This window comes from Chloroflexota bacterium (assembly GCA_040902225.1).
Lineage (GTDB): Bacteria > Chloroflexota > Limnocylindria > QHBO01 > QHBO01 > CF-167.
The window spans coordinates 134,344-145,978 of the sequence record JBBDXT010000005.1 but is presented as its reverse complement, the minus strand read 5'-3'; the positions used below and the strand labels follow the sequence as shown (position 1 = coordinate 145,978).

11 protein-coding genes are annotated in these 11,635 nt (G+C 71.3%); 4 read left to right on the top strand and 7 right to left on the bottom strand.

Annotated elements, in window-relative coordinates; genetic code table 11:
- Positions 1–281: 281 nt before the first annotated feature.
- The 6 genes from WEB29_08385 to WEB29_08360 are packed head-to-tail and all read right to left on the bottom strand — an operon-like array spanning position 282 to position 5,105.
- Entirely contained in the window at positions 282–632 is a 351-nt protein-coding gene (locus WEB29_08385; protein MEX2136951.1) for a hypothetical protein, read from the bottom strand.
- Positions 629–1,456 carry an ABC transporter permease gene (locus tag WEB29_08380; GenBank protein MEX2136950.1) on the bottom strand — a complete coding sequence of 276 codons (828 nt, stop codon included), beginning with the start codon at positions 1,454–1,456 and terminating at the stop codon, positions 629–631. Before WEB29_08380 ends, WEB29_08385 begins: the two co-directional genes overlap by 4 nt.
- Positions 1,457–1,506: 50 nt before the next feature.
- Positions 1,507–2,727, bottom strand: a complete 1,221-nt coding sequence (locus WEB29_08375) for an ABC transporter substrate-binding protein (protein MEX2136949.1) — start codon at positions 2,725–2,727, stop codon at positions 1,507–1,509.
- 41 nt (positions 2,728–2,768) lie between these two features.
- Positions 2,769–3,530 (bottom strand): ABC transporter ATP-binding protein, encoded by a 762-nt coding sequence (locus WEB29_08370; protein ID MEX2136948.1) that lies wholly within the window; start codon positions 3,528–3,530, stop codon positions 2,769–2,771.
- A complete protein-coding gene (locus WEB29_08365; protein MEX2136947.1) occupies positions 3,506–4,567 on the bottom strand; it encodes an acyl-CoA dehydrogenase family protein in 1,062 nt (353 codons plus the stop codon). The genes WEB29_08370 and WEB29_08365 overlap by 25 nt, the downstream gene beginning before the upstream one ends.
- Positions 4,554–5,105, bottom strand: coding sequence for a DUF4242 domain-containing protein (locus tag WEB29_08360; GenBank protein ID MEX2136946.1), 552 nt, complete (start codon positions 5,103–5,105; stop codon positions 4,554–4,556). The genes WEB29_08365 and WEB29_08360 overlap by 14 nt, the downstream gene beginning before the upstream one ends.
- A gap of 826 nt (positions 5,106–5,931) precedes the next feature.
- Between WEB29_08360 and WEB29_08355 the strand changes: the two genes are divergently transcribed.
- From WEB29_08355 to WEB29_08340, 4 genes are read left to right on the top strand one after another with little or no spacing between them, the layout of a single operon-like run.
- A complete protein-coding gene (locus tag WEB29_08355) occupies positions 5,932–6,696 on the top strand; it encodes a dihydrodipicolinate reductase C-terminal domain-containing protein (protein MEX2136945.1) in 765 nt (254 codons plus the stop codon).
- Positions 6,693–7,661: a 4-hydroxy-tetrahydrodipicolinate synthase gene (gene dapA, locus WEB29_08350; protein MEX2136944.1), complete on the top strand. Its 969-nt coding sequence runs from the start codon at positions 6,693–6,695 to the stop codon at positions 7,659–7,661. The genes WEB29_08355 and dapA overlap by 4 nt, the downstream gene beginning before the upstream one ends.
- Entirely contained in the window at positions 7,658–8,428 is a 771-nt protein-coding gene (locus WEB29_08345; GenBank protein ID MEX2136943.1) for a 2,3,4,5-tetrahydropyridine-2,6-dicarboxylate N-succinyltransferase, read from the top strand. Before dapA ends, WEB29_08345 begins: the two co-directional genes overlap by 4 nt.
- Positions 8,425–9,546 carry an alanine racemase gene (locus WEB29_08340; protein ID MEX2136942.1) on the top strand — a complete coding sequence of 374 codons (1,122 nt, stop codon included), beginning with the start codon at positions 8,425–8,427 and terminating at the stop codon, positions 9,544–9,546. The genes WEB29_08345 and WEB29_08340 overlap by 4 nt, the downstream gene beginning before the upstream one ends.
- Positions 9,547–11,375: 1,829 nt before the next feature.
- Here WEB29_08340 and WEB29_08335 read toward each other — a convergent pair.
- Positions 11,376–11,621 carry a hypothetical protein gene (locus WEB29_08335; GenBank protein ID MEX2136941.1) on the bottom strand — a complete coding sequence of 82 codons (246 nt, stop codon included), beginning with the start codon at positions 11,619–11,621 and terminating at the stop codon, positions 11,376–11,378.
- Between the last annotated feature and the right edge of the window lie 14 nt (positions 11,622–11,635).

Below are 11,635 nucleotides of genomic sequence, written 5' to 3'. Positions count from 1 at the left end.
TGGATCATCCTCGGCCTGGCCGTGGCCGGGGCGCTGGTTGGCGCCTTCCTGCCGCCGCCCGCTGCCCCCGAGACGCCGTCGACCTGACTCGTCGCCGTCCGCCGCTGCGCTGGCTCCTGCTTGATAACGGATTGATTTCACGACGCGCGGGTAAACGGCTGGCCCGGCGTGATACAGCTTGTTCAGACTGAGAGGTCTTGTGACGACACGCAGTCCACGCCCGAGTGTCTGACTGCCTGTCAGGACCCCTCCGCACGGCACCCGGCCCGATCCTACCGGCGCTACCGTCCGGCACGCCAGCCTTCGGGCCACCGGACACTTCCGCCGACGCGGGTCAGTCGCCTCTCCAGCATGGGCGCACCGGTTGGCGGCGCAACCTGCAGGACCCCCTTCACGGCGCTCAGGGCCGTCGCCACCGAATGCCCGCTGAGCTGCTCGACGGTGAGCTCCAGCTCCACGACATCGACGTCGGGCAGGGTGCGGAGAATCGACAGGGTGTGCACGCGGCCGCCGGCTGCCCCGATGGCCTGCGCCAGCCTGGCCACCGAGTCCGGTTGCTCGAACAGCGCGACGTGAACAGACACCATCCCACTCCTGGGCGGCGAGGGAGCCAGGCCGACCGGGTCGCTCATGAGTGCTGATGCACCCGTTCCGTCGCGCGCCGCGGCGTTGCCTCGGCCAGGACATGGCGTGCGGCCGATCCCCGAGCCGGTGCGCGGCGCCGCACGGCGAAGAGCCGCCGCGCGATCAGGTCGATCGCGAATCCGAGGGCGCCGATCACGATGATGGCCGCCACCAGCTCGTCGTAGGCGAACCGATCGCGCGCGTCGAGGATGAAGTAGCCCAGCCCGGAGTCGACGCCCAGCATCTCGGCCGGCACCAGGATGATCCAGGCGAGGCCGGTCGCCAGTCGCAACCCGGTCAGCACCTGCCCGCGCACCCCCGGCCAGACCACGTGCCGCAGGATCTCGCGGCGCGAGCCGCCCAGGCTATGGGCCACCATCAGCCAGCCCCGCTCCAGGCCGGCCACGCCGGACGCGGTGTTCAGCACGATCGGCCACATCGCCCCGATGGCGATCAGGAAATAGACCGGCGCGTCGCCCACGCCGAACAGGATGATCGCCAGCGGGGTCCAGGCCAGCGGCGAGATCATGCGCACGAACCCGAAGACCGGCCCGGTGGCCTGGCCGAGAACCCCGATGCCGCCGATCGCCAGCCCGAGCGGGATGCCCACCGCCACCGCCAGCGCCAGGCCGCCCGCGATGCGCCGCAGGCTGGCGGCGATATGACCGGACAGCTGGCCGGACGCCACCAGCTCAGCCAGGCTGCCGAATGCCTCTGCTGGCGCGAAGCGGGCCAGGAAGCTGTCGGGCGGCACGAGCAGCGCGATCGAGGCCCACCACAGGCCGACGAAGCCGGCCAGGCCCAGCACCCCCCACGCTGCCTCGGCGGCCACTCGCCGTCGCCTCGGCCCGCCCGTCGCGGCTTGGGTCATGCCAGGCATGGCTAGGCCTCGATCTGCTCGGTGCGGCTCAGCCCGTCGGCCAAGCCGAACGCCGCCGGCCCGCCGAGGTCGCTGATCGCCTGCCGCGCGAAGCTGTCGTCCACCAGCTGCGCGTGGGCCGCCGCCGGGTCGAGCTCGTCGAGGAACCCGGTCTCGCCCTCCACGCCGGTCTCCTTCAGCAGCCGCACCAGCTCGGTGGTGTAGGTCGGGAACGGGAAGGGCTGGAAGCCGATGCGCTCGGTCTCCCAGTCGGCGTGCTCGATGGCGCCCGTTGCCACGTACTCGCCGTGGTCGTAGTGGGTCAGCGCGCGCTCGATGGCCGGCAGCGGCTGTGGCAGGTAGTTCTCGCCGTCGGCCGACAGCACGCGCGCCGCCTCGCTCCGGTTGGCCGCCGTCCACAGCTGGGCGCTGGCCACCGAGCTCACCACCGCCTGCGCGTACTGCGGACGGTCGCGCACGTCGTCCTCATGCATGACCACCACGCAGCAGGCGTGGTCACGCCACACGTCGCCGGTGAAGCGCAGCACCTTGCCGATGCCGTTCACCTCCGCCACCGCGTTGAACGGATCGGCCACGATGTAGCCCGCGATCGATCCGTTGGCCAGCGCCGGCGGCATGTCCGGCGGCGCCATGACCACCAGCTTCACCGATCGGTCGGCGGCCGATGCCGCTCCCTCGGTCAGCGCGGTGATGCCCGCCTCGCGCAGCAGGAGCTGGAGCACCACGTTGTGGATCGAGTACCAGAACGGCACCGCCACCGTCTGGCCGACCAGGTCGGTGAGCTCGCGGACCTCGTCGCCGACGGTGAGCGCCGAGCCGCCGGTGTGGTCCCAGGCCACCAGCTTGAGCGGGAAGCCCTGCGCGAAGCGCAGCCAGATGGCCATCGGCATCAGGATGTGGACCGCGTCCACCTGCCCCGCCTGGAAGGCCTCCGCCAGCTGCGACCAGCCGCGGAAGAGGGTCGGCCGCTCGGCTCGCAGGCCGTGCTCGGCGTAGATGCCGCGCGCGTGGGCCAGCAGCAGCGGGGCGGCATCGGTGATGGGCAGGTAGCCGATGCGCAGCGCACCGACATCGCCGCCGCGCGACGGGTCGGTCGGGCGCGGGCTGGCGGTCGCGCCCGGCGCCGCACAGGCCGCCAGCAGCCCCGGCGCCAGGCTGGCGCCCAGCGCGGCCAGCCCGGCCAGGCGCAGGAATTCCCTGCGGGAGTGGTGTCGCGGCGTCATGGAGTGCCCCTTTGCGGTGGTTCGTGGGTGGCGTGCATCGGTCAGGCCCCTCCGGCGTCGGTCGCGTAGCGGCTCACGATCTCGCGGCGCAGCGCCCGGGCGGGTGATGACTCGCGATCCGCCCGGACCGCCGCCGCCACCTCCCACACATCGCCGATCGAGCCCGGCGCCGCCGACATGAGCGCCACGCGGTCGCCGACCGCCAGCGCCTCGCTCACGTCGTGGGTGACCATCACCACCGTGAGGCGGTGGTTGCGCCGCAGCTCGAGGAGCCATGCGGTGAGGGTGGCCCGCGTGCGCGGGTCGAGCGCGGCGAACGGCTCGTCCAGCAGCAGCACGCGCGGTCGGGCGACGACCGTGCGCGCCAGGCTCACGCGCTGCGCCTGGCCGCCGGACAGCTCGTGGGGAAAGGCGTCGGCGATGGGCGCAAGGCCGAACTCGGCCAGCAGCGCCTCCACCGGCCGGTCGCGTGCGACCGCGGCGTTGGCCGCGAAGCGCAGGCCGAGGCCCACGTTCTCGGCCACCGTCAGCCACGGATACAGATTGGGCTGCTGGAAGGCGATGCCGATGCGCTCGGCTCGCTGCCCGTTGCCGCCGTTGATCGTGATCGAGCCGGCCTGCAGCGGCTCGAGCCCGGCGATGGTGCGCAGCAGGGTCGACTTGCCGCAGCCGCTGGGGCCGAGCAGGGCGAGCAGCTCGCCGTCGCGCACCTCGAGGTTGACGTCGCGCAGCACCGCGAACTCGCGCGTGCCGCGGTGGTAGGTCTTGTAGCCGCCGGCTACGCGAAGCGCGACAGCGCCCATCGCAGCTGTACCTCCGTGGGAGCCTGGATGGGGAGGAAGGCGGCCTCGCGCAGCCGGCGCGCGGTGCCGCTGCTGCGCAGGTAGCCGCGTCCACCGGCCGCCTTCAGCTCGAGCCCGACCGCCTCGCCGGCCAGGCCGGCCCACTCGAGGCGCAGCGCGAGCAGGTCGCGCAGCGGGATGGCCTCGCCATCCGGGCGGCCGGCGTAGGTGTGGAGCTGGACCTCGGCCGCGGCGAGCCCGGATTGGAGCGTCTCGAGCGCCGGACGCAGCACCTCGCGCTGGCCGCCCAGCGCCTCGGCGGCCTCGTCGAGCCCGCGCCTCGCCAGGCCGGCGCAGAAGGCGCACTGCAGCAGCAGGAAGGTCGGCAGGATGTGGCGCACGAAGCCATCGAGGTCGTCGGACACGATCCACTCGGCACCGATGCGCGCGTCGCGGAAGCGCAGCGACGAGCTGCCGGTGGCCTGCAGCGCCAGGAGCGGCGGGTATGGGTCGATCTCGACCCCCGGCGTGCGGCTGCCGAAGGCGACGATGAGCTTCTGCTGCTCGTCGTGAGCATCGACGGCCGCGGTGACCGACACGAAATCGGGCAGCAGGTTCGACGCCCACGGCAGCCGGCCGTTGAGCACGACCTCGTCGCCGTCGCGCTCGAAGGTCAGCGACAGTGGCGCCCGGCTCAGGTAGTGCGCCGTCGCGCCGGCCAGCGCCGTCGAGCCCAGCACCTCGCCGGAGAGCAGGCGCGGCAGCACCTCGCGACGCAGCCACGCCGCCGGCGGGAGCGTCTCGAGGTACGCGATCGCCATGCGATGGCACCACAGCGAGAAGGCCGAGCTCAGGTCGGACCAGGCGATGGCCGCGATGAGTCCGATTGTCGCGTCGAGGTCGGCCCTGTCGCCGTCCAGCAATCCGCGGCGGGCCACGAAGGCAATGGCGTGGCGCACGCCGGCGCCGCCGGCGTCCACCTCGGCCGCGCGGCCCTCGAAGTAGGCGGTCAGCTCGCCGCCGATCGCCGCCGGCATCGGTGTCTCAAGCACGGACACGGATCGCTCCAGGCTCGAGCTGCGTCAGGCGGTCCACCGGTGTGTCGACCGCGGCCCGTGCGCGCAGCACGGCGGCCTCGTCGGGCGCGTCGTACAGACACAGGCACTTCGACATGTCGAGGCACACGTACGTGCGCAGGAAGGTCGTCTCGGGCACCTGCGCGTAGACCGGCGCCTTGGCTCGCTTGCGGTCCAGGTAGCGCTCGAGGGTCAGGCCCGTCGGCAGGTCCCACTCGACCAGGTAGCGCGCGGCGGAGCGATGCGCCTTAAGCTGCTCCAGGCTGGGCCCGACCAGGCGCACCTCGGCGCTGCCGTGGTGGGGGATGCCGGCATCGGTCAGCGCCTGCTCCAGGAGCGATCCGTCCTTGTGCTCGGCGATCGTGTAGGCCAGGCCGGTGTCGCGACCGGCCTGGATCTCGATCACCTCTGCCCCGGCTGCGGTAACCGCGTCGGCGATGCGCTCGAACAGCGGCTCGACCGGCTCGGGCCGCGCCTCCAACTCGTGGGGGAGTGGGATCTCGATGAGATACAGCGCCATGGGATGGAACCTCGAATGCGTGCTGACGGTGCGGGAGGCCCGGTCGCAAGGACCGGGATTGGCGGCACGCCGAGGAGGGGCGCCGCGCTTGAGGAGTGGCGGCGCGAGATCCGTCGTGGAGGCAACAAGAAAGCCGCAGTCCGTAGAGACTGCGGCCCCGGAATCAGCCCGATCCCGGCACGCGACTAGCTGTGCGCCGGGGTCAGGCCCCTTCTACCTCGCGGCGGGGCCGCCAGGGCATACACATCGGCGTCGGGTTGATCGCGTGCATGGCCCGACCGTAGCAGCGCTGTCAACCCCGTCCCTCGGGGTTGTTGTTGCTCAACGACTTTGTCACCGATGACTAACCGACAAGCTGTTGCGTTCTGGTCCGTGCGAGCATTCGGAGCGGGGATGGGGCCGGAGCGAACAGCCGCCGCACTGGAGGAGTGCGGCGCCCGTTCCGTCGCTGCCCGCCCCGGTCCCTACCTGCGACCGTAGGGCATCGGTCAAGAGGGCGCGTCCACCGGCGAAACGGACGAATGAGGCGACGAAGTCGTTGATCAACGAAACCGAGGCCCAGCATTTGCTTGACAGCCCTGCTACGGTCCGACGGTGATCACGTTGCATCCATTCGAGGCGAAGTCGAAGCCCATCGCGGCCCGGCCGATCGGCACGGGTCCGGCAGGCTTCGTGCGCGCGACGTGACCATCTAGCTAGCACAGCATGGAGCCTCCGGGCGCGGAGGCTTCGGAATACGGGCCGCGTTCACCACCACCGGTGATCGCGGCCTGTTCGTGTCCGCCTCCGCACTCGCAGGCTCCTCAGCAGACAGGAGCCGATGCACATGCGAGCGGTAATCGTTGGAGATGGACCGATGGGCCGGGCGCTGGCCGGCGCCCTGGAAGGGCGCGGCGAGCGGGTCGAGCTGCTCGGGCGTCCGGCGGCCGGCGCACACCCGGCCGGCCGACTGGCCGGGGCCGACGTCGTCTTCGAGGCGTCGGTCGGCGGGGCGGTGCGCGGCAACCTCGCCGACGCCCTGGCCGCCGGTTGCCGATCGATCATCATCGCCACCACGGGCTGGGATACCGAGCGCGAGGCCGTCGACGGCGACCTGCGGAACGCTGCTGCAGCGGGGGTGTGGGCCCCCAACTTCAGCCTCGGCACCGCCCTCTTCGGCCGCCTGGTCGACACCGCGGCGGCGCTGTACGGGCGGATCGAGGCCTTCGATCCGTTCATCGTGGAGTGGCATCGGCGCGCCAAGCGCGATCGGCCCTCCGGCACGGCACGCGACCTGGCGGCACGCCTGAGCCACTCCCACGCTGAGCTGGAAGTCGCCTCCGTCCGAGCCGGCAGCTCGCCGGGCATGCACCTCGTCGGCTTCGACGCGCCGGGCGAGACGGTGGAGCTGCGCATCACCGCCCGCGATCGATCCGCATACGCCGCCGGGGCGCTGGCCGCCGCCGACTGGCTGCTGAGCGAGCCGCGCTCGCCCGGCCTGCACCCATTCGATTCGGTCGTCGACGAGCTCGTCGGCGATCCCATCCATTCGACCCGTGGCGAGGTTTCGCCGGCGGTCGCCATCGGTGAAGCCAACAGGAGCATCTCATGACCACCTACCCAGCCCGGATCCCGATTCGCGCGTCGCGCACGCGCCTTCATGGCGCCTTCACCGCGCTCGTCACCCCTTTCACCGCCGACGGCGCGCTCGATGAGCCCGCCTTCGGGCGCCTGCTCGACGCACAGGTCGGCGGAGGCATCGCCGGCCTGGTGCCGTGCGGCACGACCGGCGAGTCGCCGACCCTCAGCCCCAACGAGCGCGATCGGCTCATCGAGCTCAGCGTGGCCGCCGCCGGGCGAGTCACGGGTGATGCGCGCCCGACCGTGCTGGCCGGCACGGGCACCAACGACACGGCCGCCACCATCGCCGCCACCCGCCGCGCCGCCGAGCTCGGCGCCGATGTTGCCCTGGTCGTGGCGCCCTACTACAACCGACCCAACCAGGCCATGCTGGCCGCCCACTACACCGCGGTCGCCGACGAGGGCGGCCTGCCCGTGGTCGTCTACAACGTGCCCTCGCGCACGGCCACGAACGTCGAGGCCGCCACGCTGCTCGAGCTGGCCGCCCACGAGCGCATCGTCGGGGTCAAGGAGGCCTCGGGCAACCTCGACCAGATCGCACTGATCTGCCGCGACCGGCCCGATGGCTTCGCGGTCCTCGCCGGCGACGACGCCTGGACCCTGCCGGTGCTGGCCCTCGGCGGGGACGGGGTGGTGTCGGTCGCCTCCAACGAGGTGCCGGCCGAGATGGTCGCGCTGTGCGCCGCGGCCGATGCCGGCGACTGGTCGGCGGCGCGACAGATCCACGAGCGCTTGCTGCCGCTGTTCCGCGCCAACTTCGCCGGTGCCCCCAACCCCGCGCCGGTCAAGGCCGCCTTGGCGGCGATGGGCCTGATTGAGAACCATCTGCGCCTGCCGCTGCTTGCGCTCGACGACGCTGGCGTGGGCGCCATGGCCAGCGCGCTGCGCGAGGCCGGCGTGCCCGCTCTGCGATCGCTGGCGGCGAGCCAGGCATGACCGGGACCGATACGCTGCTGGCCGACCTGGAGTCCGGGCGGGCTCGCGCGGCATGGCCGGATCCCGCAGCGCCCGGCGGTTGGGTCGTGGACACCGACCTGCGCTCGGCGATCGTGTCGCGCTTCGCGCTCCGCGACGTCGCCGACTCGTCGGCCGGTGGCGTCTTTCAGTTCCGCGACCGGGCCGCGCTGCCGCCGCGTTCGGACGTTCCCGAGGGCGTGCGCGTCGTGCCCGGCGGCACGGTCATCCGCGCCGGGGCGCACCTGTCCCCGGGAGTGGTGGTGATGCCGCCGGCCTACGTCAACATCGGCGCCTGGATCGGCCCGGACGCGATGGTCGACTCGCACGTGCTGGTCGGCTCCTGCGCCCAGATCGGGGCGCGGGTGCACCTGGCCGCCGGGGCGCAGATCGGCGGCGTGCTCGAGCCGCCGGGCGCGCGGCCGGTGATCGTGGAGGACGATGCCTTCGTCGGCGGCCTGGCCGGGCTGTTTGACGGCGTGCTGGTCGGCAGCCGGGCGGTGATCGCTGCCGGGGTCATCCTGACCGGCACCAGTCGCCTCTACGACCTCGTCGCCAACGAGGTGCTCGACGGCACGCCCGACGCGCCACTCGCCGTGCCGCCCGGGGCGGTGGTGGTGCCGGCGGTGCGTCGCGCCCGGGGCGTCTTCGCGGCCGAGCACGGCGTGACCCTCGCGGCCGCCGCCATCGTCAAATACCGCGACGATCGGAGCGATGCGCGCGTCGCCATCGAGGCGGCGCTGCGATGAGCGCGATCGCCATCGATGGTGGTCGCATCGCCGGCATCGAGGCCGAGGAGCTGGCCATCAGTTTCGGCACGCCGCTCTACGTCTACGACTTCGACGTCGTCACGGCCCGGGTTCGGGCGCTGCGCGCCGCGCTGCCGCCGTGCTTCGAGCTGGCCTACGCCGCCAAGGCCAACCCTGCGCTGGCGGTGCTGTCCGCGATGCGGGAGCTCGGCCTCGGCCTGGACATCGCATCGGGCGGCGAACTGGCTGCGGCGCTGCGCGCCGGCTTCGATCCGGCGCGGGTGGTGTTCACCGGGCCGGGCAAGACCGATGCGGAGCTGACCGCAGGGGTCGGGGCCGGGCTGCGCGCCGTCACTCTCGAGTCGGCCGGGGAGTTGGGGCGCCTCGAGCAGATTGCGGCCAGCGCGGGCCGGCGCGTCCCGGTCCTGCTGCGGGTCGCGGTCCGGGGCGATGGTGAGGACACGCCGATCCTGGCCGGGGGATGGCGCAAGTTCGGGATCGATCCGAGCGAGCTGGAGGCGGTGGCACGCGAGGCGTGTGACTCGCCGTGGATCGACCTGATGGGCCTGCACGCCTTTGGCGCCTCGAACGTGCGTGACGCCGACACCATCGCCGCCCACGTGGCCCGCACCGTCGAGCTGGCCGCGCGCCTGGCGCGTCGCATCGGCTTCCGGCTGCAGCTGGTCGACGCCGGCGGAGGGCTGGGCATCCCGTATGGCGACGATGATAAGCCGCTCGACCTGGATCGGCTGGGCCAGCGGCTCGCCACGCTGGCGGCGGGCTGGTGCGCGGATCCCGACCTGGCCGACCTGCCGGTGTTGCTCGAGCCGGGCCGGTACCTGGTCGGTCCGGCCGGCGTGGTGCTCGCGCGCGTGCTGGATGTGAAGGAGGTGGGGGATCGCACGGTGGCGATTCTCGATGCGGGGATCCATACGGCGCTGCGGCCGGCGCTCGTCGGCTCGGGGCATCGGCTGCGGTTGCTGGGAACCGCCGATCGACTGCGTGACCGCCATGGCCAAGTGCTGGTGGGCGGTCCTCTCTGTACCGGGCTCGATGTCTTTCCCGACGGCTTGGATCGCGTCCCGGGCTCAGGGCCATTGCCACCGAATGCCCGTTGAGTTGCTCCACGCACAGCTCCAGCTCCACGACCTCAACGTCGGGCAGGGTGCGGAGGGTCAGCAGGGTGCGCACCCGCCCACCGGCTGCGGCGATGGCGTGCGTGACCCTGGCCACCGAGTCCGGCTCCTCGAACAGCGAGACCCGAACCGACACCAGCCCAGACTCGGCCGCTGGAGGAGCAAGCTCGACCGCGTCGCTCATGAGTGCTGCTGCACCCGCTCCGACGTGCGCCGCGGCGTTGCCTCCGGCAGGACGCCAATGACCTGACTTCGACTCAGGACGTCGCCACCGCAACAAACACTCTGGATGATCAACTCGGTTGCGGTCGCGGTACTCTGATCGACGATGAACTTCCCGCTTGGCTCAGTTCCGCTGATGAAGGTGGTTCGCCTCTACTCGAGCGCCTCGATCTGTTGATTGAAACGCAGCGCCAGACGAATGTTCTGCTGCCCCGTCTGATCGCCCAGAAGGGATCCGGGCCCACAGAGCAGCGGACACCTCGACCTGCGGAAGCGACTACGTCCCGTCGCAAACGTATCGCCGTTGGAGCACGTCAGCCGAAGGCGGCCCGCCAACGATCGGGCGCGAGACCTCGCGGTCGCCGGGGCTCCACGACGAGATCGAAGCCGTCTTGCGGGAAACCGGTCACCCGTTGCCTCCAAACGTGATAGCGGAGCGCAATCGCGAGCGCAAGTACACGCGTACTCGAAGTTTGAACCCATTGTCCGGCTCGAATGTCAACTCGCGCGTCGCCGACGCATGGCTTGCCTCGTTGGAAGCGCCATCGCCGGTCGGCTGAATCGGGGCGGTAGCGCACCAGCCACTCCAATCGCGCCATCGAGACCTAGCGCTGCCGCGCGCCGGCCTCGCCCGTCGACCAGGCTCCGCACGTCGGACGGCCATACGAGCTTGACGGGACCCATGTGCGAACGCCGTGGCGGGGCGGCCGGAGCGGTAGGGGTCCGCAGGTGCCGTCGACGGAATAGGAAGTTCGCCGCTTAATGACGTCACGTGCCGCCACGATGTCAACTAGGTGGCAGCAAGGGTCCGGGATCCACCTTAACGATCAACGCACTCGGGCCCGGTCGAACCCAGTGGATAAGAGTGAATCGGCAAGCCCACTCCTCCCGGGCGATCTCGCTGACTACCTGGTTGAAGTGGCGGGAGTCCTCGAATGATTCCGGCACGGCGAATTCACGGACGCTGCACTCACACTCGCCGGCAGTCACGCGAACACGTTACACCGCCACAACCGTCGCGCGGCGCGTCTGGGAGTGCCACCAGATCACGTCGGGCAAGTTAATCGTTCGTCACCTGAGTCTGAGGGGTCCCTGGCCGCGCGGTGCGAAGTGGTGCCGAGGACCGGCGGTCGCCACTCGGCCTCCACGTTTGCAGCAAGGCGGTTCCGAAGCGTGTTGCAGTCGTGGCAGTCGCACTCGCCTCGGGTGAATGCACCGTGGGACGTACACTACCGGTGCCGACGAATCGGCGGCGAGCCTCAGACTCGCGACAAGGACGCGGGCATCTGATGCTTCGCTGGCCGAGAGTGGGCACCAGACTCCTCCGGGAAGCGAGCACCATACTCACCCGGATTTCAGCCTAATCCCGGCCGTTCGGACGGCTCTGTTGAGCACGAAATAGGGGAGCGAGGCGGCTCCCACGGGCTTCGGACTTCGGATCAGTCGCTCCAGCGCAGCATCTGACTTGTCGGAGGGCGCCCGCCTCCTCATGCCGATTGATCCGCTGATTCGTACTCACGGCGCCCGACGATGGGTATGTTTGTCAGTACGTCCCCGACACCTGCCGGGGACGCCAAGCCATCGATCGCCTAGTGAGCAGGCGCACGCGTCAACGTCGCCTCGGACGACCAACCATTCGCGTCGACGCATTCGTCCGTCGTGGCGATGTCCATCAGCCAGGTTGCCGCGGCGTCCGCGACGGCGCCACGGATCATGATCCTGGTGATCGCAGGCCCGCCCGCAACGCTCAGGTCCGGCCTGCGCCGTGCTCGTGGCGCGCGGTCGAACGTCTCGGCGGTGGTGTAGGCGGCGTGTACGAGGTCGCTGATGCTCATACGTTTGCTCCGGC

Excerpts from the sequence above, each read along its gene's own strand:
- WEB29_08385 (MEX2136951.1), bottom strand. The coding sequence starts at position 632 with ATGAGCGACCCGGTCGGCCTGGCTCCCTCGCCGCCCAGGAGTGGGATG.
- WEB29_08375 (MEX2136949.1), bottom strand. The coding sequence starts at position 2,727 with ATGACGCCGCGACACCACTCCCGCAGGGAATTCCTGCGCCTGGCCGGG.
- WEB29_08370 (MEX2136948.1), bottom strand. The coding sequence starts at position 3,530 with ATGGGCGCTGTCGCGCTTCGCGTAGCCGGCGGCTACAAGACCTACCAC.
- WEB29_08360 (MEX2136946.1), bottom strand. The coding sequence starts at position 5,105 with ATGGCGCTGTATCTCATCGAGATCCCACTCCCCCACGAGTTGGAGGCG.
- WEB29_08355 (MEX2136945.1), top strand. The coding sequence starts at position 5,932 with ATGCGAGCGGTAATCGTTGGAGATGGACCGATGGGCCGGGCGCTGGCC.
- dapA (MEX2136944.1), top strand. The coding sequence starts at position 6,693 with ATGACCACCTACCCAGCCCGGATCCCGATTCGCGCGTCGCGCACGCGC.
- WEB29_08345 (MEX2136943.1), top strand. The coding sequence starts at position 7,658 with ATGACCGGGACCGATACGCTGCTGGCCGACCTGGAGTCCGGGCGGGCT.
- WEB29_08340 (MEX2136942.1), top strand. The coding sequence starts at position 8,425 with ATGAGCGCGATCGCCATCGATGGTGGTCGCATCGCCGGCATCGAGGCC.
- WEB29_08335 (MEX2136941.1), bottom strand. The coding sequence starts at position 11,621 with ATGAGCATCAGCGACCTCGTACACGCCGCCTACACCACCGCCGAGACG.